We start from the raw sequence: 25,369 nt of genomic DNA on the forward strand, positions 1-25,369 counted from the left end.
GGAATATAGCGGGCCGAGATTTTTCCCCCATTATAAAAACACAAAAAAACTTTTATAAGAAGAAAAACTTACAACTTAAAAGCCCTCATCATCTTTGCTTACAGAAAAAATCTTAAACTTTTTTCAAAATAATTTTAAAAGCCCTCAATTTTACTCAAAGACTCTTGACACTCTCCAAGATGATACAATTTTTCATCTCATCGAGATTTAGCTTCATAGCTGTCATTTCAGCAAGTAACATTGTATAGTAAAATTGAATGACATGCGCATCAATATGTTCTTCTTGAAGCTTTCCATCATATAAAGCACGAAAATGAGAAGGAATACGTAAAGTTTCACCACAAATCTCAAAGCGAAAAGAACGTTTCTTTTCATTTTGTAAAATCATAACAACCACTTCACCACCACGAGAAACGGTTACATTTGCAATTAACAACAAATTAAGCAAAAGCTTCACTTCATTTTTAGGTAAAAGCATAGCAGGTGCTTGCCATTTTAAAGTTGCTTTTTCTTCTTTCATATACTGTTGAGCAACCTGTTCAGCGGAACGTGTATCTATTTGCTCCCCACTTGCCCCTGAAAAACCAAAAGCCAATCTTGCAAATTGTAGACGCGCAGAAGCACTTGCAACAGACCAACGTACCAATTGCAAAGCATCTTCATCAGCTCCTCCTTCATCATAAAGCTCCATCGCATTTTGAATAGCACCAACAGGTGAAATCAAATCATGGCAAATACGGCTACAAAGCAAAGCAGCAAGATCGGTTGGCTTTAAAGAAACAGTTAATGTCATAGTTATAGAAAACTCCTAAAAATGAAAAAACACACCCTATTTTAAAGAAAAAATCTTAACATCTCATACACACATATATGAAACTTTAACAATTACACTAAATATTTTTAGTAAAATAAATTCAAAAGTGAAAATAAGTTTATATTTTATTTTTTCTTTCAAACGAATGAAAATACTAATATTATATTTTTGTTTACAACTAATAAAAGGAAAATCTCTATGACTTTTTCTCTTCTTATACGCTTATACAAAAGTATTACATTTTTAATATTACTTTTATTCGTCACCATACTTCCTGTAAACGCTCAATTCCGACCAATAGAAAAAAACGAACCCCATTATTCACTGCAAGAAATTATCGATTCTGGTCATACTTTTTTTGGAAAAACTGCCAGCGGTATAGCAGTAGCACTTCAAAATATCTTTTCACAATATGGTTATCCCAATGCCTATATTTTAGGAGAAGAGGCTTCTGGTGCCTTTTTTGCTGGATTAACCTATGGTGAAGGAACAATTTTTATCAAAAACTACGGCCAGTATAAAGTTTTTTGGCAAGGCCCATCTGTGGGATGGGATTTTGGTGGTCAAGGATCCCGTTTAATGATTTTAGTTTATGATCTCAATAGTATAAATAATTTATGGGGACGCTATGGTGGTATTTCAGGTTCAGCCTATTTAATTGCAGGAGTTGGTTTTCATGTCCTAAAACGCCACAATATTCTGTTAATTCCGGTACGGACAGGCATTGGTGCACGTCTTGGTATTAATATAGGATATTTAAAATTAACACCAAAACCAACATGGAATCCATTTTAAACAAACTCTCATTGAAAAGAGGATTTATGCTTATTCAATCCATTCTTTTTTTTATTCTTGGAGTTGCCTCCATCTCTTGGTTACTCGTGCTTTTGGCTCCTCTTATTTGGCGCAAAGCTATTCATTTTGCACATAAGAAGGTTTCTGCACAAATTCCATTATCACGCACTGAAATAGAAGCAAACTACGATTTTCTCTGTGCACAACATGCTCTTGAACTGGCGCATAACGAACAAAAATACGAATCTTTACAAAAAAAATATGCTCAGCAGAAAATACAACTAGGCCAAATCATAGAACAGCTTTATCGTTTTTGTCTTCCCACACAAGATACATCTTCTTCTCCTCATAAAGAAGCACTTATAACAAAAAAACAACAAAGTACTCTTGCAACAGACACCGTTATAAAGGAAATAAAAGCTATGCGTGAAAAAATTGCACATTATCAGCAATGTCTTGAAAAAATTCAAACCAGTGCACTTGACAACACAACAAGTCATCAACTGCTTAATGAACTTCGTGAAGAAACAAAGGAATTAGCTGCAACATTAGCTGCTCAAATAGCGCTACAAGAAGGTGAATCATCTCCCATTAATACCTACGTTGAACAATCCCTAAATAAGAACGACCTAGCGTCACGTATTCGTGAAAAAATTACCAACATGAAAAAAACGCCTCTTACATAAATTATCTTTAAAAATAACTAGATCTAAAGATTAGCGTCAATGAATCCTTAACAAGACATCTCTGATACAGCAAATTTTTTCATGTTAATATAAAAAATAAGGCACTTTTTTTATATATAAATGGCATGCTTTATAGCATTGTTTCTCATTTTAACGTATTCGTTAATTATTGCGCAAAAATACCTTTAAAAAAATATTCCAATAAAGTCAGCTCTTCAATAGTTTTCAAAGACAAAAGCACTCATTTTGAAGAATGATAAAAATCTCTTATTTTCTGGATAATCATATCCTGATCAGCTTGTATCAAATAAGGATGCATCGGTAAACTTAACACACTCTCTCCTAAAGAATCAGAAACAGAAAGAGAACCTTCTATATAAGGAAAATGCTTATAAGCTGGCTGTTGATGCAAGGGAGTTTTGTAATAAATCATTGTAGGAATAGAGTTCTTTTGCAAATAGTCTTTTAATTCGTCACGATTTTTTACTTTAAGAGTATATTGTGCATAGGCACAACGGACATTTTCTCCAACTTCTGGAACTTCAACAATATCTCTTAAACCATTAGAATAACGTTGAGCAATTTTTACCCGTTTTTCCATTTCATCTTCAAAGATAGCAAACTTTTCTAACAAAATTGCGGCCTGAATAGCATCTAAACGCGAGTTCATTCCAATACGCACATTGTCATATTGTGTTTCGCCTTTACCGTGAAAAAGGATAGAACGTAAAAGTGCGGCCAAATGATCATTATTGGTCATCATAGCACCACCATCGCCATAACATCCTAGTGGTTTTGCAGGATAAAAACTTGTCGCCGCCACATCACCAAAAGCACCACACATAATATTAGCACTTCTTCCCCCCATTGACTGAGCAGCATCTTCAATAACAAAAAGATTTTCCTTTTCTGCTACTTTAGCTATTTGTGCATAATCAGCTGGAAGACCAAACAAATCGACGGTAATAATAGCCTTTGGTTTAAGTCGTCCTTCTTTCTTGATCATTTTGATTGCTTCACAAAGTTTTTCAACATTCATATTAAATGTATCGGATAAAACATCCACAAAAACAGGTTCAGCTCCTACCAAAGCGATAACTTCAGCTGTTGCAGAAAACGTGAAGCTTGGACAAAAAACCGCATCACCTGGACCAATCTTTTTAGCCATAAGAGGCATTTTCAGCGCATCAGTTCCATTCGCACATGCAATGACATGTTTAACACCAAGATAGTCTGCCAATCTCTCTTCAAATTCTGTAACTTTTGGCCCCAAAATATATTTACCACTAGCGACCACATGCGCTATTGCAGCATTAATTTTATCTTCAATACGCGCATGCTGCGCTCCAAGGTCGATGAATTGCATATTTACTCCATTGATTATCTCAAAAATGCAAAAGCGCTACTTATCTCTTTTATTCATGATAATTGACATGAGCAGCAGTTAAAATCCGTAAAATAGCAAGAGCATCCTCACCATTTGTACGAGGTGCTTGACGCGTTTCAATACAATGAAGAAAATGCTTCAGCTCTCGAGTAAGCGGTAAATCTTCACAAATGTCGATGTAATTTGGCTCATCCATACGAAAAGCCCACTCTTTATTTTTTTTCCAAACAGCAAAATGATGCAATGACAATTTACGGTTCCAAGGTTCCATATCATCAAAAACAAGTATAGCTTTTGTGCCAACAACCGTTAAACGCCTTTCACGATAGGGAGTAAAGCGTGAAGCAAAAAGATGACTTTGTATACCATTTGGGAAAGTCATATGAATATGGGAAAAATCAGAAAGCTTATCAATAACAGCCGCCCCCTCCCCCAAAATTTTGGAAGGTTCACATCCCGTCAAAGCAAGAATCATCGAGAGATCATGAGGAGCAAGATCCCATAAAGCATCACTTTGTGTATGAAATTTTCCAAAGCCTAATCGATGAGAATAAAGGTAACGCAGCTCCCCTAGTTCTTTCTTTTTCACCAATTCACATATTTTTTCAAACGCAGGATGAAACCGCAAAACATGTCCCACCATTAAAAGCTTCCCATAGGCATGAGCAGCCTGCACTTGACGCTCAGCATCTACAACATTCAAGGCTATTGGTTTTTCCACCAAAACATCTTTACCATTTTTTACAGCACGAAGCACATTTTCTGTGTGAAACTGTGGAGGCAGAGCTAATATCAATGCATCAATATTTTTATGCGTAAAAAGATCATCAGGTAGAATAGCCTCAACGCCATATAAATTTGCAAAACTTGCAGCACGCGCATTATCAACATCAGAAACTGCTTCTAAAGCTCCAAGACTCTGAAGAGTTCGTATATGATTTTCACCCCAATGACCGCATCCCAAAACCGCTACACGTGGCAACATTTTTATGCCTCACCCCACTCATCCTATAAAAAAATAGCTTTCATCTATTCCATATCGAGGATAAAATAGAATGACAAGAGAAAAGCTTAAAAAGGATGCTTGACATCTGACTATTCTACCTCTTATATCCGCATAAGATAAGATGAAGTACGACCATATTATCTTTTTTTGCATATTTGTTAGGCGGAGTAGCTCAGTAGGTTAGAGCAGAGGAATCATAATCCTTGTGTCGGGGGTTCAAATCCCTCCTCCGCTACCGTTTTTATAATTTTTAACAAAAGTTGTGTATAAATAGAGCTTACCACCAGGTTTTTTACATTTTGATACTAGGTTTTGTACCAATTTATTTTCTTTCAAATAATTTTTAAGGGATTCTCAAAGGATCTTCAAAGACCTTTTTAATTTCTTTAATGTATAGATCAGCCTAACCTCTATTTTATTCTCTTTTTCTTCAGTTATAATTTACTAACAATATATTTTGTTACTAGATATGTAACAATTTTCTGTATTTAAAAATTATTTAAAAGAGTTTTTAATTTTTTTCTTTTCAAAGCACATTTTATACATAAATGCTTAATAAAAAAGTTAAATAATCACAATAAATGACTACATATTCCTATATAATATATTATATTTTCACATAGTAAAATATAATGTCAAACAATACATTCCTTTATTAAAGTTAAATAGATATAATTTAAAGTATTTTTATGATAAAAATAACTATGAAAAAACTTTTTTATGTTCTCTTCAGAGTATCTTTTTTATTCCTGTATTTCTCATCATAAAATTATCAAGATCAGCACATCAAAACATTGCTTTCAATATTAACAATTATTGTTCCTTAAGAAAAAGGAATGAATTAATTTTGACAAAAAATAAAAAATATTTGAATAATTTTTATTTATAATAAAAAACTTTCCAAAAGAATACAATATTTTCAAAGAAAAAAATTTATCTTTCCAGATAAAGAAAATATATCTCATAAAATAATGATGCACTTTTCCATTACAATACAACTTTATAGTTCTGATAAGCTATGATAGCTTATCAAACTTAGTCTTAATGAACACACAAAACACCCTATAAAAATCAAAAATGCACTAAATACCAAAAAAAGTCATAAAATGTAAATCGTATCAATTATGCTGCATAAATATACTAGTCATGCATAATGAGGATATTACGAGAACATTTATAAGAAAATTTATCATCATAAAAGTTTCAAGAAAAACATAGTAAAGAAAGCAAATTCAAAAAAACAGACAGTAAAAAGCTCCATCCTCTTTCCTATAAAAATATCTTACACTCTCTCATCTCTATGAACAACCGGCTCAATACTTGCTTCAAAAAACATTTTTGTATAGTCATGTTGCGCATGTAAATTGCGCAAATCATCATTGCTTAGCTCTTCAAGAATAATGCCTTTATGCATAATTCCAACACGTTCACAAATATGCGCAACAACAGCAAGGTCATGGGATACCATCAAGTAAGTAAGCTTTTTGTCCTCTCGTAATGATTTCAACAAATTTAAAATTTCAGCCTGCACCGATACATCTAATGCAGATGTTGGCTCATCCAACAACAAAATCTCTGGCTCAATAATCAAGGCACGTGCAAGAGCAATACGCTGACGTTGCCCTCCAGATAACTCATGCGGATAACGATAAAGAAATGAAGAATTTAAACCAACAGAATTTAAAGCATCATGGACCCGTTTTTTGTGATTATCCATACCATGAATTTTAAGAGATTCAGAAAGAACCGTATGAACCATTTTTCTTGGATGAAGCGAAGCATAAGGGTCTTGAAAAACCATTTGAACACGGCGTAAAAAATCCTTATTTCTTTTTTTTTCTACTTCTTGCCCATCAAAAATGAAATGCCCACTATAATTTCTGATACGCCCAACTAATGTATTCAAAATAGTTGACTTTCCACACCCTGATTCACCAATTAAACCATAAGCTTCACCACGCTTAATATGAAAATTAATATTTTTAACCACCTTGACAACCTTGTGCCTATGCCCAAAGGCTACAGATAAATCCAAAACATCAATAATATTCTCACAATGGGTCATGGAGCAACTCCTTCAACACCATTAACAATCTTAGGATTGTGTAACCAATCAGGATCACGCTCAGGAACAGCCAAAACATCAACAGCATTATTCAGCCGTGGCAAACTCGCAAGCAAAGCTTTCGTATAAGGATGACAAGCGCGAGACAAATCACAAGCAGGCAATTCTTCTAATACACGACCAGCATACATCACCAAAATACGATCACAAAAATCAGCAATCATATTCAAATCATGACTAATAAAAATAAGCCCCATTCCAGATTTTGTTACAAGCGCATCCAACACTGATAAAACCTGACGCCTGACTGTAATATCAAGCGCAGAGGTTGGTTCATCTGCAATAATTAAATCAGGTTTAGGAATAAGCATCATAGCAATCATTACACGCTGTCCCATTCCACCTGATATTTCATGAGGGAATAATCGCATCACCCGTTCAGGGTCGCGAATATGAACAGATTCTAACATAGAAATTGTTTGCTTTCGGGCATCAGCTTTTGAAACACGATAATGAATACGGTAAGCTTCCATAATCTGATCCCCAATCCGTATTAATGGATTAAGAGAATATTTTGGATCCTGTAAAATCATTGAGATACGCTTACCCCGAATAGTTCTCATTTCAGATTCACGCGCAGTCAATAAATCAATATCATGAAAGCGCATCTTTTTAGCTTTAACAATTGCAGATGCTGGACTTAATTTGAGTATAGCGCGCCCAGTCATTGATTTTCCAGATCCAGATTCACCAACAATTCCGATTTTTTCTTTTCCCATAGAAAAACTAACACCGCGCACAACTTCTACAAGCCCATGCGTTGTAGGAAAAGAAATACGTAAATCTTCTATTTCTAATAAATTTTTATCCATTGCGTGGATCCAATACATCACGAAGCCCATCACCCAACAGATTGAAGGCAAGGCTTGCAAACAATATTGCGCACCCTGGTATTGCCGCCAACCACCAATTTGTCATCATAAATTCCCGACCAGATGAAAGCATTGCACCCCATTCAGGACTTGGAAGTTGCGCACCTAACCCTAAAAAACCAAGACCAGCAGCTGTTAAAATAATTCCGGACATATCTAACGTTAACCGTACAATCACTGAAGGAATACACATCGGTGCAATATGAAACAAAATAATCCGCCAAGCAGATGCGCCCTGTAAGCGGATTGCAGAAACATAATCAGAAGAACGTATTGTCAAAGTTTCAGCACGCGCTAAACGCGCTATTGGTGGCCACGCAGCAATAGAAATTGCAATAGATGCATTTTCAATACCGGGACCTAATGCTGCTGAAAAAGCAAGAGCTAAAATTAAAGCTGGAAAAGCAAGAAAAATATCAACAATACGCATAAGAATAGTATCAACCCATCCCCCGACATATCCAGATACGGTTCCCACAATTAGCCCTATTGGCCCCACAATAATTGTCGTGAGGAAAACAATATAAAGGGTAATACGTGCCCCAAAAACAAGACGACTAAAAATATCACGTCCTAATTCATCCGTCCCAAAATAATGTAACAAAGATGGAGGCTGTAATCGATGGGCAAGATCATTGTGAAGAAAATCATGGGTTGCAATCCAAGGAGCAAAAAGCGCACATATAATAATAATACAAATAATAATCAAACCAATTACAGCCGAAAAGTTATGAGAAAATTTAATTGCTGTATGATAAATTCTTTGTAGATTTGCTTGCGCTACTGACTGTGGGACAGGAGCATTGAACCAACCTTTCAAAGAAGATGATGACTGCGGTTTTTGATGATGTATTTGTGTCATATTCAGCGTGTCCTTGGATCAAAAATGCGATAAAGCAGGTCAGAAAGTAAATTAATGGCGACAAAGAGAAAACCTACCAGTAAAGTACATCCTACAACCGCATTCATATCTCCTGCTAAAAGAGCATTAGTTAAGTAATGTCCAAAGCCAGGCCAAGCAAAAACTGTCTCTGTTAAAACAGCACCCTCTAATAAAAAAGCATAAGAAAGTGCAACAACAGTAATAATCTGGACAGCAGCATTGCGGAAAGCATGCCCCCAAACCGTTCGCGCCCACGATAATCCTTTGACACGCGCAGTAATGATATATTCCTGATTAAGTTGCTCAACCATAAACCCACGTGTCATACGACTAATATAAGCCATAGCACCAAAAGCTAGAATTAAAGCAGGTGTAATAATATGACTAAAGACATTACCAAAAGCTTCCCAAGCTCCCTGACGAACTGTATCCCAAAGAAAAAATCCTGTTTTGGGTTCAAAAGAATATTCATAAAGAAAGTCAATACGTCCTGGACCACCAACCCAGCCAAGTTTGGCATAAAATATCAATAATGCCATTAAGCCAAGCCAAAAAGTTGGTGTTGAATAACTCAAAAGTGTAAAAATACGAACAAAGTAATCAATGAATGAATCACGATACATTGCTGCAAAAACTCCAAATGGAATACCCAAACAGGTACCAATGACGATAGCAACTGTCGCAAGCTCTAAGGTTGCTGGAAAGACACGCATAATATCTTCTAAAACAGGACGCCCAGAAGTTAAAGCATCACCAAAATCGAAAAAAAAGATATTCTGAATATAGTTCCAATATTGAACCACTAACGGTTTATCAAGACCCAACCTATAAAACATTGCATCATAAGCTTCCTGACTAATATTATCACCAAGAATAGCAAGAACAGGATCTAAAGGAAGAAGATGACCAATAAAAAAAGTGATGGTCACCAACCCAAGCAATGTTACAAAAACTGAAATGAGTATTTTCAATAGCTTGAAAGCAAAGTCCCATATCAATAACTTTTTCTGCTGTAATTCTACTCTTTCAGTCTCTGAAGATGGCGAAACCATTATAATATCCCCCTCCATCGCAATAAACCATAAAGCTCACACCTTTTTTCATATAATCAGGCACTTTTTCAATCAAGCTTTTCACGCATTTTCTTTATAGCATATTTTTCTTATTTTTCTGCATCAGAATAGTAAAGTCTAAAACTATTCCAAACCCATTTTTTTACAGCAGGTCCCATACCAATGGTATAATACGTCTGAAATAAATAAACCATAGGGCCATGTTCAAAAATATAATGCTGTAGATCACGATAGATCATAAGACGTTTATTTTGATTTTGCTCAAACAAAGCATCCATCACCATTTTATTGACATTTTTATCATAATATCCAGCACGCCAAGCCAAATACATATTATGTTTTTCTGTAAAAGTTGGATCAGGATTAAAAACATGGTTTAAAGAAGCAGGATGTCCATCAGGATCTGCACTTCCCCACCCCATAATAGCAGTATCGTAATTCCCACCACGCACACGGCTTAATAATTGATTCTGTGCCATTTTTTCAATGTTAAGCTCAATACCAATTTTGCGTGCATTAGCTTGAATAGACTGTGCAACAGAGGACATATAAGTAAGGCTTCCAACTAAAAGATCAGCCTTAAAGCCATGAGGATAGCCTGCTTCACTTATCAATTGTTTTGCCTTTTTTAAATCCAACTTAAATGGCAATCCTTCTTTTTCATCCAGAGCCCCAGGAATACCCAATGACATATAAGTTGCACGTGGAACTCCAATACCCTTTAAAACGGTTTTTCCAAGACCTTGGTAATCAACTAAATAACGAAGCGCTAATCTTACTTTTTCGTTAGAAAAAGGTGTATGCTTGTTATTTAATGAAAGATAAATAATCTGTGGTCGCAAAACGCGGACAATTTTAACAGGCCCCCCCTGTTTTTCAATGTCCAAAATATCTTCTGAAGAAAGATCACGCGCTATATCCACATCACCTTTTTCCAAAAGAAGTCTTTGGCTCGCTGAATCTGCCACATGCTGCACCACAATTGTTTTCATTTTAGGTGCATCTCCCCAATAATGTTGGGTTGCCTGTAGGATAACGCGTTCTCCTGGAGACCAGCGTACCAATTTATAAGGACCAACACAAGCTGAATGGGTTGCCAAATATTTATTACCCATATCACCATTAATGCTCTCTGCTTCAAGTGTTTTTCGATCAAGCAAGGCAGAAGCATAAGATTGCCCAATAGCTGTCAATATAAGATTAATCGGATAAGGTTTATCTAACTTTAATTGCAAAGTTCTATCATCAAGAGCTTGAATATGTGTTTTAGCATTGCTTTTTGTAAAGCCATAATCCATCAAAAATTGAGCATAACCCAACCCTAATTGAAGAATTCGGCGCATTGACCAAGCAAGATCTTGTGCTGTTGCCACTCTTCCATCATCGAACTTTAAATCATCACGAAGATGAAAAACAATTCTTTTTCCGCCATCTAAGACATCCCAAGATTTTGCCATAGCAGGACGCACTTTGGTGGAATCAGACTTATCATATTGCACCAATGCACTGCAAATATTCGTCAACAACTCACTTGCTACAACCTCAACGGTTTGTGCTGGATCAAAACTGCTTATAGAATCAATATTCCATGCCATTACCAATGTATCTTTAGGTGTTTCACTAAATGCTGTAACTACAGATCCATTTAAAAAACCAACTATACTTAATAAAATACCAAAGCTTTTCAACATTCTTATTTTACGCATTATATCCCCTTTTTTGCAGTTTATGGTAACTTTCCCACACGAAAGCCTTCTCAATTTCTTTCATCTCTCTAAGTATTTCTTATATCTCGACTTCTCATTGTTGATAAAGATCATCTATAGCACATAAGTGAAAAATTTTTAAAATATCACTTCCATACCAATAAACATCCCTCCACTTATAAACGACACCTTAATCGCATTATCCTCCTCCACTCCCCCCTAAAGAAGCAGAAAATTATTCTACATAAGGAGATATATGCTATTATTTACATTATATGACCATATTCTTTTTCTATTTGAATGCATTTAATAAGCACTTATTTTTCAATTGCACTGTAAAAAATACGTGGCGCACTATTCCAAACCCATTTTTTGACAGCAGGCGTCATAGCGATAACACTATATTTCTGAAAAACAAAAGCATAAGGTCCTTTTTGCATAAGCTCGCGCTGTAAATCAGCATATATTTGCGCCCGTTTTTTCGGATCTTTTTGAAATAATGCCTCTTCAACTTTTTTATTCATTTCTTCATCAAAATATCCATGCTTCCAACTCGGATAGCCTGTTTCTCTAGCCTCAGGCCGATTATCAGGATTATAGATAAGACGTGAAGCCATAGTATGAGGATCGGCAGAATCGTTATTCCATCCTACAAAGACCGTATCAAAGCTACGTGAATCAACTTTTGAAAACAGCTGTGTCCCTGCCAAACGTTCAATATTAAGATGCACTCCTACCTTTTCAGCATTATCTTGGATGGATTGAGCAATTGCCAAAGCATAAGGTATATTAGAGACTAAAAAATCCACTTTAAATCCATCTGGATAACCTGCTTCGGTTAAAAGCTGTTTGGCTTTTTGAAGATCTAGCTTAAAGGGTTGCCCTTCTTTTTCATCCAAAGCACCAAAATTACCAAGAGGAATAAAGCTTGCACGTGGAACACCAATACCTTTGAGCAATTTTTCCCCAAGACCTTCATAATCAATGAGATAGCGCATTGCCAAACGCACTTTTTCATTGGCAAAAATTGGGTTTGTCATATTAAACCCCCAATACATCATGGTTGGCTCTAATACTGTTTCAACCTTAACATCTGTTGTTGCTTTAAGATCTGCAAGATCTTCAGGTGTCAAATTACGAGCAACATCGATATCATGTTTTTGTAATAATAAACGTTGTGTTCCAGGCTCTGGAACATGGCGAATTAAAATCTGCTTTAATTTAGGCTTTTCTCCCCAATAATGAGAACTTGCACGCAACAAAACAGCTTCTCCAGGACGCCAACTCTTTAACTGATAAGGACCAACACAAGCAGCGTGACTTTTCAAATACTGGTTTCCCATATCACCATCTTTTTCATGTTTCATAATTGTCTTACGATCAAGCAGAGCAGTTGCACGGCTTGCAATAATATTATTAAGAAGAAGCTCTACAGGATAAGGCTTATCAAATTTTATCACCACTGTTTTTTCATCAGGAGCGTCAAAAGCAGCATCCATATTTTGTTCTGTAATCCCGTACTCATTAAAGATTGACGCATTAGCCATCTTCAATTTGATAATCCTCTTCATACCCCAAATAATATCATTGGCATGAGCAACACGACCATCATTAAACTTTAAACCATCACGTAAATGAAAAGTAAGCACCGTGCTGTGATCACTACCTGAAACATCCCAGCTTTTTGCTAAAGAGGGAACGATTTTAGCGGGGTTATCAATTGCTGTACTAACCAAATTATCACAAACATTAAGAATAATTTCACTTGCATAAACATCATTAATTTGTGCAGGATCAAATGTTCTGATCCCGTCAATATTCCAAGCCATCACCAATGTATTCTTAGGTGTTTTTGCTGAAGCCTGTTGTGCAAACATTCCCAGTGCAATAAGAGCAGAAACAAAAGAACTGCTGCTTTTTAATATTTTTCTTTTTAAATTCATAAACTTTTCCTTTTAAGCATTATTGTACTGATGAATTATTCTGGAGTGATAAGATAAGTTTATAGTAACCAAGACTAAAACAATACACTCTAATCACCTATTGTCGTTCCTTACTTTTAAAGTTCCCTCGTTTAAGTAGGAATAAAACCAAAAACTATACACCATATTTTCAGCTAACCAGTACCATATTTAAATTATAAAACCTCTTTACCACCCGCAATAAACAATATCTTAAAACAATATCTTATCTTTAAACCGATCATCACGGCAAACCATATAGAAAGCCATCACACAATACTTCATAAGCACTCTCTCCCATTATTTAAAAATAATTTTACTATAATGGGCCTTGTCTAAAATAACTGCACCCCTTTAAATACTTAGTTTTCAGATAGGCACATCCTCACCCTATAATCAATTTTTTAAACTAGCTAAAAAAACACAAGCAAATATCTTCGCTAAAATTGTGTATTTATTGTACAAACTTCTAAAAATTATACGTAAAAAGAAATTTTCCTTTTTTATGGACAGTCTCAAATGAATCAACAAAAATAAAATGGCCATGAGGAAGACTTTTTTTCTCAGCAACATTTTTCCCAAAAGCATCCCCTTCATAAAAAAGCATTTACTATACTTTCCAGCCCTAAAAAATGTAATTAACTATAATTTCTCCCCACTTTTAATCTTCACTACTTTGAGCATTTCCCAAAATACATAAGAAAACATTCAATCTCACTCATAACAGCAAATGAGAGGTTTACCCAAGCGACCAATGGATACAAACTTATCTGAATTTGCCCCCCAAAACAAAACATACATGTAGAAAAACTACTTCTCCACTTATGGAGGCTAACAGATAATAAAGTGTAATACAAGCAGCCTGAATGATTTAAATACAGTTTTTCAGAGTTTCATTTTCTGTATGCTGGTACGCACATTTTAAAAAACACTCTATAAATAATCCAATGAGAACCCCTCACTATTGTTTTATGATTCACTTCAATAAGAAAAAACTTTTGAAATTTATCGACAAAAACATCCTTCGATATGATCATTAACAATTCCTACTGCCTGCATAAAAGCATAACAAATTGTAGGACCAACAAATGTCCAACCACGTTTTTTGAGATCTTTAGAAAGGCGAAGAGACGCAGGTGTGGTAGGATTAGCCAGTAATGTTTGAAAGTCTATCTTTTGGTAACGTTCTGAGTGTGGTGGTTCAAAAGACCAGAAATAGTGGGCTAAACTTCCCCACTCTGTTATAATTTCTTGCGCTTTTAGTGCATTATTCAAAACTGAGCGAATTTTTCCTTGATGGCGAATAATATTTTTATTCTGCATCAAACTTTGTACTCTTGCTTCATCATAATGAGCAATCTTTTCAAAATCAAAAGAATCGAATGCCTTTCGAAAAGAAGGGCGTTTTTTTAAAATTGTAAACCAAGAAAGCCCTGCTTGAAAACCTTCAAGACAAATTTTTTCGAATAAATGGCGATCTTCAAAAACAGGCTTTCCCCATTCATTATCATGATAAGCACAATAGAGTGGATCAGTTCCTGCCCACGAACAACGAACTTTTCCATCCTTTCCCATAAGAAGCCCTTCGCTAATCGCGCCATGAGCTATATCAAAAAAGAGTTCCTTGGTCATCGTTTGGCTGCTTTATCTGCTTGTGTTTTGAAGCTTTCGTGAAAGTATTTTCCTGTGTTGCAACACTGATATCACCATCAAAAAAACGTAAATTTATTTGCCCTGTTTCAGGAATCTGTGTCAACCGCTTAATGGGCTTATGATCTTGTCCTAAAGCCAAAACAAAGCCCCTTTCTAAAATATTCTGATAGGAAGTGCTTTTTAAAAGCCGAAATGCGATCTCCATCTGAGTGCGCTGTTTTTCTACATTGTACACAAAAGCACGATAAAAACGTGCACTATACTCTTTTGTATTGCGTTGTGCTTTTTCTGTATTTAACAACCGTGGTGCAAGACGAAGAGAAAGTGTATGAAAATAAAAACGCTTTTTATCATAGCTTACACAAAGAGCCCGCTGTAATCGACTTGAAACTTCATCAAAACCACGCCGTGGAAGAGCAAAAAGTTGGTCAGCCGTAGGAAGTCCGCGTATAATAGCACGCAATTTTTGTTGATGAAAACCAAAATAACGCACCAACCCCATGCGCAAACGTCCACCAAGCAATGAGACATATATTTCAAGATCTATCTTGACAGGAACAGCCTTTTCTGCTGCTCCCGTAGGAGTAGGAGCTCGCCAATCAGCAACATAATCAATCAAAGTCCAATCTGTTTCATGTCCAACAGCAGAAATAACTGGAAGAGCAGATGCATAAACAGCACGAACAACTGCTTCATCATTAAAGCCCCACAAATCTTCTAAACTTCCTCCTCCTCGTGCAACAATAATCAGATCAGGTTTTGGAATAATGCCACCTAGAGGCAACGCATTAAAACCTTCAACAGCAGCAGCCACTTCACGTCCACAGGTTTCTCCTTGAACACGGACAGGCCAAACCAAAATATGTAACGGAAAACGATCCGATATACGATGAATAATATCACGAATAACAGCACCTGTTGGTGATGTCACAACCCCAATAATGCAAGGCAGATAAGGTAAAGGCTTTTTCTTTGCGTCATCAAATAAACCTTCTTCAAAAAACTTCTTCTTACGATTTTCTAGAAGTGTCATCAAAGCACCAATGCCCGTTGGCTCAAGCTTCTCAATAACAATTTGATATTTTGATGATCCTGGATAGGTTGTAAGCTTTCCAACAGCAACCACTTCCATCCCTTCTTCAGGAGGAAATTTTAGCTTTTCCATCACACTACGCCAAATAACAGCTTCCAAGCGTGCCTTCTCATCTTTTAACGCAAAATAAGCATGGCCTGAAGCATGCGTACCACGATAACCGGATATTTCTCCACGCACCCGTACATAACCGAACTTTTCTTCAACGATACGCTTTAAAGCCCCTGCTATTTCAGAAACACTAAATTCAGCTACATTCGTTGCTTCTGCTTTTTCAAAAAATAAACTGGACATTTTTTCAATTCACAAAAGTTAAAACTTATAATTGGAACATTTATACAACCATCTCTTTATCAAAAGATAAGAGCTCTTCTCTTAAAAAAAATGTATAGAATGTCTTTTTAAGACATTCTATACACAACGCATCGTTTCTTTATCAATACCCTTCAACTTACTATAAAGTTTTTAAACCATATACAAAACGTCGAAGAGACCATGATCACGTTTTTTATATTTTTCAATATTGAAGACATGCCTATTTTTCTATTTCACTGTAAAAATAACGTGGAGCACTATTCCAAACCCATTTTTTAACATCGGGTGTCATAGCGATAATATTATATGTCTGATAGATAAAAGCGTAAGGTCCCTTCTGCATAAATTCACGCTGCAAATCAGCATAGATTTTTGCCCGTTTCTCTGGATCTTTTTCAAACAATGCATCTCTAACTTTTTGATTCATCTCTTCATCGAAATACCCATGGCACCAACTTGGAAAGCCTGTATTTTTAGCCTCAGACCGATTATCAGGATTGTACACAAGGCGTGAAGCCATTGTATAGGGATCTGCAGAATCGTTATTCCATCCCATAAAAATTGTATCAAAGCTACGTGCATAAAGTTTTGAAAACAATTGTGTACCTACAAATTTTTCAATTTTAAAGTGTACGCCTATTTTTTTTGCATTATCTTGAATAGATTGAGCAATAGGCAAAGCAAAAGGATAAGGGGAAGCTCCTGCATAAATATTAGCCTCAAAACCATCTGGATAACCTGCTTCTGTTAAAAGCTGTTTGGCTTTTTTTAGATCAAGTTTAAAAGGCTGACCTTCTTTTTCATCCAAAGCCCCAAGATTACCAAGAGGAATAAAGCTTGCACGTGGAATGCCAACATCTTTAAGAAGTGTTTTTCCAAGCGTTTCATAATCAATAAGATAATGCATTGCCAAACGCACTTTTTCATTGGCAAAAATTGGGTTTGTTACGTTGAATCCCCACATGATCACCGATGGCGTAAGCTTTTTCTCAATCTTAATATCTGTTGTCGCTTGAAGATCAGCAATATCCTCTGGCATTAAATTACGTGCCACATCAATATCGTGTTTTTGCAATAATAAGCGTTGTGTTCCAGGTTCAGCAATATGACGAATTAAAATCTGTTTTAATTTCGGTGCCTTTCCCCAGTAATTAGCACTTGCACGCAATAAAATCGCTTCTCCAGGACGCCAGCTCTTTAACTGATAAGGACCAACGCAAGCAGCATGACTGGCCAAATAACGGTTTCCCATATCACCATCTTTTTCGTGTTTCATAATTGTCTCACGATCAAGCAAAGCAGTAGTGCGACCAGTAAGAATATGGCCTAAAATAATGTCTGCTGGATAAGGCCTATCAAATTTCATCACCACCGTTTTCTCATCCGGTGCTAAAAGCGTAGAATCAACATTTTGTTCTGTAATTCCATACTCATTATATATTGCCGCTGCAGACAACTTCAATTTGACAACGCGCTTTATACCCCAAACAAGATCATGCGCACCAGCAGGACGACCATCGTTAAACTTCAAACCATCACGCAAATGAAAAGTAAGCACCGTACCCTGATTGTCATTTGAAACATCCCAACTCTTTGCCAAAGAAGGAACTATTTTAGTCGGATCATCTGTAGCAGAATCGATCAAGCTATCACAAATATTAACAATAATTTCATTTCCATAACGGTCATTGATTTGTGCAGGATCAAATGTATCGATTGTACCGAGATCCAAAGCCATCACAAGTGTATTAGCGGGTGTTTTTGCTGAAACTTGTTGCACAAGTATTCCCAAAGCAATAAAAGCAGAAACAAAAAAACTGCTGCTTTTCAATATCTCTTTTTTGAAGTTCATATCCTTTTCCTTTAAAACTTATCGTATAAAATTTTCATGCAACAATAACGTTTAAAATAATAAAATTAAGCTTAGAAAGAATGCTTTCTAGAGCCAACAAATTAGAGCCTTTAAGAACGGAAGATAACCTATAAGATATTGTTTTTTTTATAAAATCGGCAAGAAAACAACCTTATAGAGACTGTATGACATCATAAGTTAAGAGGATCTATTCATAATATTACAATACCGATAGCCTAGTACAAATTAAGGCAAAAAATAATCTTTGCTTCATTAAAAACTTTACTCTTTTAAACTTCTTCTTACGCTTTTTTAGAAGTTTTACCCAAACACCCCACTCTTTTAAAAACACTCAACCTTATTCCAATTATTGCAACTATTTTTAGTAAACGCATTTTATTTGGTAAAATAATAATATTTTTTAATTTACAAAAATTGAAACATTTAATTCTAATACCTATATATTATACTTTTATCAAGATAAATCACTTCTTTTCGTAAAAAGATGCCTTAGAATTACATTTTATAGATAATATAACACTTCGTTATTATTAATAAACTTCAACATTTCACAAAGTTTTAAGGCACATTTATTTTTCTATTTCACTGTAAAAATAACGTGGAGCACTATTCCAGACCCATTTTTTAACATCAGGTATCATAGCGATAATATTATATGTCTGATAGATAAAAGCGTAAGGTCCCTTTTGCATAAATTCACGCTGCAAATCAGCATAGATTTTTGCTCGTTTCTCTGGATCTTTTTCAAACAATGCATCTCTAACTTTTTGATTCATCTCTTCATCGAAATACCCATGGCACCAACTTGGAAAGCCTGTATTTTTAGCCTCAAACCGATTATCAGGATTGTACACAAGGCGTGAAGCCATTGTATAGGGATCTGCAGAATCGTTATTCCATCCCATAAAAGAGGCAAAACATGAAACTTCGCAAGATCAATAATCACTTTTTAATCCCTTGTCGTCCCTAGCAGATAGAAAGATCAAAACAAAAAGTTCAAAGAAAAATAACCCCATAGACAATATACGGTATCACGAGCGATTGCACTCATTGAAATATTACAACGTTTATAATCTGATGCAAATTTAGACAAAAAATAACCGTTATTTTATCAAAAAAGCTTATTTCCTGAAACTTCCTCTACCCTCTTTTAGACCTATCACCCAAATACCCCACTATTTAAAGAGATTCCTTGCTCATTCAAGAGATTCAATGACAACTTGATTTTGATGCTCCTAGAAAATCGTCAGTTTGCTGACAATAACCACGTTCCTGTCTTCTTCAAGAGAAACTTTATATTCTTCCATAACGCATGCCATATAACAGCTCTATCCCCCCCTCTTATTATATTTTAATGTGGTGTAAAATATGGATATCACAACAACCTCATATTTTCCCAGAGATCCGCATATAACCAAATTTTCTGCAAATGCCTCTACTCTTTTTAAAACACAAAATTCTACTACCTCTTCTCCTCTTAATTAAGAATAAGAATTGATCTATTTTCAATTCATCAATCTTGAAGCTCTACATTTCCATATCCATATATTAAAAATTTTATAAGAATGCATAGTATCACTTTTTAAATAAATATTTCAAGATCTTATCCTATACACAACATATTAACGTTTTTAAGAGATTTACAGTGTTTAAAAACGCTTAATGCATGCAAAACAATAATATCGTATACATATATACTTTAAAAGTTCAAAAAGCATAAACTATTTTATAAGTTAATGAAAAAAATACTATGAAAGTATTACAAAAAATGCCAATAAAACATGAAAAGTTTAAATGCCAATATAGATATTACATTCATCCGATAAGATTAAAAAGAGAATTAAGAAAAAGTATTTTCTCTTAATGAGATGATAAATACATTTTATTATACAATGGAAATTAATATATTTAAAAGTGTATCAAATGAAACAAAGAAAAAAATTATCCAATTCTTTTCACGCATTTCTTGGAGGAACATTAAAGCATGTTATGATAAAATTGCTCGGTTTTTCACTTCTTACTGGCATCATAATGCGCCTTATTGGATGGACACCTCAAAATCTTATACACACAATGAGCGAATTTTTAAAATCTCTATGGAAGACAGGATTTATAACTTTTACAAATCTCTTTCATATGACCGTTATGGGAGCTATCATTGTTATACCTATTTTTCTTCTATCACGCATTTTTCGTAAAAGATAAATGCTTAAGAGGTACTAATCTTTTCGAAAAATCAAACGACATAAAAAACCTGTACTAACCGCAACAAGCACTGCGATTATTCCATATAAGAAGCTATGTTGATGAGCACTAAAGAAAATTGTATAAGCAATATGTGCTTTCACGATTTCAAGAGTTGTAGTCGCACTGTCAATAGACTGCCCATCACGAAAAAGATAAGCACGTACCTTATAATGTCCAACAGGAATATTTGCCGGCAATCTAAAATGTGCTGTAAAAAGTGTACCAGAACCAAAACGAACGCCCCCCACCTCTTCATGATAAAGTTTTCTTGCTTTTTGTAATTTTATGAGTTCATCACGAAAACTTTGTATTTTGGTTTGATCGTGTTCATCGGTTTGTAATGGCAAATAGGATAACCCTAGACCTAAGCGTTTATAATCTTCAGCACTGGAAATTTCATCAATCTCACGTGTTGTAACCATAGAATAAAAAAGAGGAACATTATTAAAAACAAGAGAATCTGTATTAATCCAAACGCCAGCATTACGCTTCTTTTCACGCATAACCATCGAGCGCGTTTGTCCTTCTAAGCTCACAACAACATCATAACGATTTTGTCGAGAATATAACGGATCAACATTTTCCAAAACACCCGCAATATAAAGATCACGACCATCGAAATGTGTATCAACCGTAATTGTATTTGTTGTGACGATAATTTGAATAGTTTCATGATAGGCTTGATCAATAAGCGATGTTTTTTTGCCAATATATGCCCAGGTAGAAAAAGGAAACAAATAAAAGCAGCTTGCACAAATGCATAAAGAAAATAATTTACCCATTTTTATCTCATAAGAATATCTAGAGAAAAAAGATTATCAGGGCGTACAAATAATTGGAAAGCAAGGCGCATACACACAACCAATACCAAAAATGCAAGCGCCATACGCAATTGTTCAGCCTTTAATTTTCGTCCAGCCCGCGTACCATATTGTGCACCAATACTTCCTCCAAGCATAAGTAAAAAAGCTAAAACAATATCAACAGACTGATTACTTATACTTTGTAAAACTGTTGTAAAAGAAGATACAAATGTAATCTGAAAAAGTGACGTTCCAATTACCACACTGGTTGGGACACGCAAAAGATAAATCAATGCTGGTATCATGAAGAATCCCCCACCAATTCCCATGATGGAAGATAATAACCCAACAATAAGACCAATCCCTAAAACTGGAATAATACTAACATAGATCATTGATGTACGAAAACGCATTTTAAATGGCAAGCGATGAATCCAATTATGCCGACCAGCAAGACGCACATTTACTTTTTGTGCTTTACGCCGACGCATCATATCGCACCAACTTTCAATAATCATCAAGCTTCCTATACTTCCAAGAAGAATAACATAAAGAAGCGAAATCATTAAATCTAACTGTCCCCATTTTTTCAAAACAGAAAAAATCTGAATCCCGATTAAAGAGCCTATCCCTCCTCCAAAAACCAAAAAAATACCAAGTTTAATATCAAGAGTTCGTCTTCTAAAATGCATAATTGCCCCTGTCACAGAGGATGCAATCATCTGATTAGCCCCTGTTCCCACGGCAATAGCAGGAGGAATATTATAAAAAATCAATAAGGGTGTAATAAGAAAACCACCACCAATACCAAAAAGACCTGAAAAAAAGCCAGCAACAATTCCCATACCAATCAAAACCAGCATGTTGAGCGACATTTCAGCAATTGGCAAATAAATACTCACTGACAGAACCTTCAAGATAATGTGAGGGCTTTAAAGCAATTGGAGAACGCTTCTCCAATAATCTTTATTACGTTTTTAAAACAATTTGAAATACCATACAGATCTTTATAAAATTACGAACTGTATACATATATCCTTATGTTTCTTAGCTTACATTATAAATGTTATAAAAAACGCGCTCCTCTTAAAAAGCTATAAAAACATAACGTTATCGCTGCCATAAATGCAATGGTTAAAAAACAAGAAAGCAATTTTTTAACAGAATAACGTAAAAAAAAGAAAGTTTTTCTCATTTTTTTCTTAAAAAAAGAAGAAACAGACATCTTATCCGCAAGATAAAGAGTAGAGGTTTGAGCATCAGAATATCTTTCTTTTTTTGCAAAATCTTCTGGAATCTTCTGGTTTTCTTTTACAAAAGGTGCTGTAGTACCTTTTGCCAAGGAATCCTTATTGCCATGTTGTGACATATTGACAGAGTTTGTTTGAGATATTGTTACATTCTTTTGTTCTGCAAAATGTGCTCTTTCTTTCAGTGAAGTGCATTGCTGATTTTCCTCACTCGCCATCTGAGCGAGATACTGCACAACAGAATGGGGCAACTGCGAACGAGATATTTGCCGTGTTACATCTGTTTGCACATTTTTTTTTTCACCATGCAAAGCTTGAAGAAGCATTTTAATCTGCTCTAAGGATTCAAAAAGTTTTTTTTCTTTTTGACGACGCATATAATGCTCTGCCAAAATTGCCCGACTAATATCATCCAAATAAGATTTAAAACGCTCTTCTGCAGAACTTAGCGGTGTAAAATGATGCGGTTTATGTTTCATCTGCATTTTTGCGTAAACAGAGCGTAATTTTTGGGCAATATCAGACATTGTGACTTCAGCAGGGGTTTCCTCCCTTGCCTTTTGCGCAATAACAAAGGAAGATGCTTTATCATGTTGCATATGATGCTTCGTATTCACAAATGCCTACCCCTCATAATATTAACAAACACCACTTTTTCATTTGTCTTCTGCAAAGAATCACGCAAATAAATAATGAAGTGTGCTCCATTTTAGTAAATAGAGCTTTAAAAAATTCTAAATTTTTTTATCAAAAAGATTTAGAAGAGACATCTTTAAGTTTTTCTTTAGAATGCAAATAGAAAAACACTCTTCATTCTTTTTACTTTTATCCTAGCATGTTCTCTATAAATGAAATCTCTCAAAGCAAAAAAGAATATTCTCGTAAAAGACACTATTTTTTACTTTTTATTCAAGCAAATAATACAATAATAAAAGCATCCAAAAACGAAAAATTATAGATTAAAATGACAAAAAAATGGAACAGATAAACATTAAGAAAACTTATATAATGAGAAAAGCAATGATAAATAGGTTTACATTCTAAATAATTTGGTTTCTTACAATTATTACGATAAACTTGTGAGCACATAAACAAAGAGGATCATCATGAAGATAATTGTCGCTGTCAAACGTGTTGTTGATTATAACATTAAGATACGCGTCAAACCCGATGGTACAGGCGTTGATTTATCCCACGTTAAAATGTCTATGAATCCTTTTGATGAAATCGCTGTGGAAGAAGCAATCCGCCAAAAAGAATCCGGTAAAGTTTCAGAAGTTATGCTCGTTTCTATTGGACCAGATGCCGCACAAGAAACTTTACGAACAGGGCTTGCTATGGGCGCTGATCGCGCACTCCTTGTCAAAACGCAAGAAACACTCGAACCTTTAGCAATTGCTAAGATTCTTAAAGCCATTGTTCATGAAGAAAAACCTGATATGGTCTTTTTAGGCAAACAAGCCATTGATGATGATAGCAATCAAACTGGGCAGATGTTAGCTGCTCTCTTAGGATGGGGGCAGGCAACTTTTGCCTCACACCTTGACATAAACAATGGACACGCAACAGTTATTCGCGAAGTGGATAATGGTACCCAAACTCTTTGTCTTCCTCTTCCCATAGTACTTACCACAGATCTACGATTAAACGAGCCGCGGTATACTTCTCTCCCCAATATCATGAAAGCAAAAAAGAAAACAATCGAACAAAAAGTGCTTGCTGAGCTTGGTTTAGAAACACAATCACGCTTAACAGTTTTAAGCGTTGAAGAACCAAAGCCTCGTCAAGCTGGAGTCAAAGTTGCCAATGTCACAGAGCTTGTCAGTGCACTAAAACAAACAAATTGCATTTAATCTTCAATAATCCGTGAATTAAAAAAACACCGCATAAAAAGGCAAAAACTTATGGCAATTCTTTTATTGGCAGAACATAATACAGAAGAAACCGCAAAAGCTCTCACCGCTGCGCGCGCAATCAGCGACGATATCGACCTTTTAGTTTGTGGAGAAAAGGTCCAAAATATTGCTGTAAACAATGCCAAACTAACTGGTATACGACAAGTTCTTGTTGCTGAAGCTGACTATTTAGCACATCAATTAGCTGAACCTCTCGCAGATACAATCATAAAATATGCCAATAATTATGATGTGATCATGGCAGTATCCAACAGCACTGGAAAAAATGTGATGCCACGTGTAGCTGCTCTCCTTGATCTTATGCAAATTTCAGACGTCGTCGCTGTTCTTGCACCTGATACCTTCAAACGCCCCATTTATGCAGGAAATGCTCTTGAAACTGTCCGCGCCAATGATCTTAAAAAAGTAATAACAATTCGCACGGCTTCTTTCACACCTACTTCCTTTCATAATCATTGCGCTCCCATTCAAACAATAACACCTGCTCCTAATCCAAATCTTTCCTCTTTTGTGAAAGCAGAAATCAATAAAAATAATCGGCCTGATATTAACTCAGCACGTGTTATTGTCTCAGGTGGGCGTGGTCTTGGCTCACAAGAAAAATTTATGGATCTTCTTTTACCTCTTGCAAACAAATTAGAAGCTGCTTTAGGTGCCAGCCGTGCAGCCGTTGACGCCGGATATGCTCCCAATGATTGGCAAATTGGGCAAACAGGAAAAATTGTTGCACCAGCACTCTATATCGCTGTTGGTATTTCTGGTGCAATCCAACATTTAGCAGGAATAATGGATGCACAAATTATTGTTGCTATTAATAAAGATGAAGAAGCCCCCATTATGAAAATTGCTGATTATGCCCTTGTAGGTGATCTTCATCAAATTATTCCTGAATTGGAGAAAGCTTTATAAAC

General features: G+C 35.4%; 20 protein-coding genes, 1 tRNA gene and 1 pseudogene. 6 read left to right on the forward strand and 16 right to left on the reverse strand.

The features are described 5' to 3' along the window. Window positions 1-154 precede the first annotated feature (154 nt). Complete coding sequence (gene chpT, locus K3248_RS00575; protein ID WP_220716438.1) at window positions 155-793, reverse strand: histidine phosphotransferase ChpT; 639 nt, start codon at window positions 791-793, stop codon at window positions 155-157. Between the two features lie 219 nt (window positions 794-1,012). On the opposite strand from chpT, the gene K3248_RS00580 reads away from it, so the two are divergent. Together K3248_RS00580 and K3248_RS00585 are read left to right on the forward strand one after the other, a co-directional pair. After that, a complete protein-coding gene (locus K3248_RS00580) occupies window positions 1,013-1,609 on the forward strand; it encodes a DUF1134 domain-containing protein (RefSeq protein WP_220716439.1) in 597 nt (198 codons plus the stop codon). A gap of 26 nt (window positions 1,610-1,635) precedes the next feature. Then, window positions 1,636-2,295, forward strand: a complete 660-nt coding sequence (locus tag K3248_RS00585) for a hypothetical protein (RefSeq protein ID WP_220716440.1) — start codon at window positions 1,636-1,638, stop codon at window positions 2,293-2,295. A gap of 241 nt (window positions 2,296-2,536) precedes the next feature. On the opposite strand, the gene K3248_RS00590 is transcribed toward K3248_RS00585, so the two are convergent. Next, complete coding sequence (locus K3248_RS00590) at window positions 2,537-3,661, reverse strand: DegT/DnrJ/EryC1/StrS family aminotransferase (RefSeq protein ID WP_220716441.1); 1,125 nt, start codon at window positions 3,659-3,661, stop codon at window positions 2,537-2,539. A 49-nt stretch (window positions 3,662-3,710) separates the two neighbouring features. Further along, window positions 3,711-4,667, reverse strand: a complete 957-nt coding sequence (locus K3248_RS00595; RefSeq protein WP_220716442.1) for a Gfo/Idh/MocA family protein — start codon at window positions 4,665-4,667, stop codon at window positions 3,711-3,713. 182 nt (window positions 4,668-4,849) lie between these two features. Between K3248_RS00595 and K3248_RS00600 the strand changes: the two genes are divergently transcribed. Beyond that, window positions 4,850-4,923, forward strand: a tRNA-Met gene (locus tag K3248_RS00600). 1,047 nt (window positions 4,924-5,970) lie between these two features. On the opposite strand, the gene K3248_RS00605 is transcribed toward K3248_RS00600, so the two are convergent. The 10 genes and pseudogenes from K3248_RS00605 to K3248_RS00650 all read right to left on the reverse strand — a co-directional run. After that, window positions 5,971-6,753 (reverse strand): ABC transporter ATP-binding protein, encoded by a 783-nt coding sequence (locus K3248_RS00605; RefSeq protein ID WP_220716443.1) that lies wholly within the window; start codon window positions 6,751-6,753, stop codon window positions 5,971-5,973. Continuing rightward, a complete protein-coding gene (locus K3248_RS00610; protein WP_220716444.1) occupies window positions 6,750-7,625 on the reverse strand; it encodes an ABC transporter ATP-binding protein in 876 nt (291 codons plus the stop codon). Before K3248_RS00610 ends, K3248_RS00605 begins: the two co-directional genes overlap by 4 nt. After that, a complete protein-coding gene (locus K3248_RS00615; RefSeq protein ID WP_220716445.1) occupies window positions 7,618-8,547 on the reverse strand; it encodes an ABC transporter permease in 930 nt (309 codons plus the stop codon). Before K3248_RS00615 ends, K3248_RS00610 begins: the two co-directional genes overlap by 8 nt. A 2-nt stretch (window positions 8,548-8,549) precedes the next feature. Continuing rightward, complete coding sequence (locus K3248_RS00620) at window positions 8,550-9,620, reverse strand: ABC transporter permease (protein ID WP_220716446.1); 1,071 nt, start codon at window positions 9,618-9,620, stop codon at window positions 8,550-8,552. 110 nt (window positions 9,621-9,730) lie between these two features. After that, complete coding sequence (locus K3248_RS00625; RefSeq protein WP_220716447.1) at window positions 9,731-11,347, reverse strand: ABC transporter substrate-binding protein; 1,617 nt, start codon at window positions 11,345-11,347, stop codon at window positions 9,731-9,733. Between the two features lie 317 nt (window positions 11,348-11,664). After that, on the reverse strand, window positions 11,665-13,290 hold the full coding sequence (locus K3248_RS00630; protein WP_220716448.1) for an ABC transporter substrate-binding protein: 1,626 nt from the start codon (window positions 13,288-13,290) through the stop codon (window positions 11,665-11,667). A gap of 1,023 nt (window positions 13,291-14,313) precedes the next feature. After that, the gene (locus K3248_RS00635) at window positions 14,314-14,940 is read right to left on the reverse strand and encodes a DNA-3-methyladenine glycosylase I (protein ID WP_220716449.1); all 627 of its coding nucleotides are present in this window, start codon (window positions 14,938-14,940) and stop codon (window positions 14,314-14,316) included. Continuing rightward, window positions 14,918-16,348 carry an exodeoxyribonuclease VII large subunit gene (gene xseA, locus K3248_RS00640; protein WP_220716450.1) on the reverse strand — a complete coding sequence of 477 codons (1,431 nt, stop codon included), beginning with the start codon at window positions 16,346-16,348 and terminating at the stop codon, window positions 14,918-14,920. Before xseA ends, K3248_RS00635 begins: the two co-directional genes overlap by 23 nt. A 241-nt stretch (window positions 16,349-16,589) precedes the next feature. After that, window positions 16,590-18,221 (reverse strand): ABC transporter substrate-binding protein, encoded by a 1,632-nt coding sequence (locus tag K3248_RS00645; RefSeq protein ID WP_220716451.1) that lies wholly within the window; start codon window positions 18,219-18,221, stop codon window positions 16,590-16,592. 590 nt (window positions 18,222-18,811) lie between these two features. Next, window positions 18,812-19,150 (reverse strand): annotated as a pseudogene (locus K3248_RS00650) (ABC transporter substrate-binding protein); the annotation flags it as partial. 1,015 nt (window positions 19,151-20,165) lie between these two features. Here K3248_RS00650 and K3248_RS00655 point away from each other — a divergent pair. After that, window positions 20,166-20,447, forward strand: coding sequence for a DUF6460 domain-containing protein (locus tag K3248_RS00655; protein WP_220716452.1), 282 nt, complete (start codon window positions 20,166-20,168; stop codon window positions 20,445-20,447). Between the two features lie 14 nt (window positions 20,448-20,461). On the opposite strand, the gene K3248_RS00660 is transcribed toward K3248_RS00655, so the two are convergent. The 3 genes from K3248_RS00660 to K3248_RS00670 form a co-directional block, all read right to left on the reverse strand. Beyond that, window positions 20,462-21,271, reverse strand: coding sequence for a TIGR02186 family protein (locus K3248_RS00660; protein ID WP_220716453.1), 810 nt, complete (start codon window positions 21,269-21,271; stop codon window positions 20,462-20,464). Window positions 21,272-21,273: 2 nt separating this feature from the next. Next, window positions 21,274-22,194 (reverse strand): sulfite exporter TauE/SafE family protein, encoded by a 921-nt coding sequence (locus tag K3248_RS00665; RefSeq protein WP_220716454.1) that lies wholly within the window; start codon window positions 22,192-22,194, stop codon window positions 21,274-21,276. 164 nt (window positions 22,195-22,358) lie between these two features. After that, window positions 22,359-23,159: a hypothetical protein gene (locus tag K3248_RS00670; protein ID WP_220716455.1), complete on the reverse strand. Its 801-nt coding sequence runs from the start codon at window positions 23,157-23,159 to the stop codon at window positions 22,359-22,361. Window positions 23,160-23,648: 489 nt separating this feature from the next. Between K3248_RS00670 and K3248_RS00675 the strand changes: the two genes are divergently transcribed. After that, window positions 23,649-24,395: an electron transfer flavoprotein subunit beta/FixA family protein gene (locus tag K3248_RS00675; protein ID WP_220716456.1), complete on the forward strand. Its 747-nt coding sequence runs from the start codon at window positions 23,649-23,651 to the stop codon at window positions 24,393-24,395. Window positions 24,396-24,446: 51 nt separating this feature from the next. After that, window positions 24,447-25,367 carry an electron transfer flavoprotein subunit alpha/FixB family protein gene (locus K3248_RS00680; RefSeq protein ID WP_220716457.1) on the forward strand — a complete coding sequence of 307 codons (921 nt, stop codon included), beginning with the start codon at window positions 24,447-24,449 and terminating at the stop codon, window positions 25,365-25,367. Window positions 25,368-25,369 lie beyond the last annotated feature (2 nt).

Origin of the sequence: Bartonella raoultii, assembly GCF_019659805.1 — a bacterium.
GTDB classification, from domain to species: Bacteria; Pseudomonadota; Alphaproteobacteria; order Rhizobiales; family Rhizobiaceae; genus Bartonella; species Bartonella raoultii.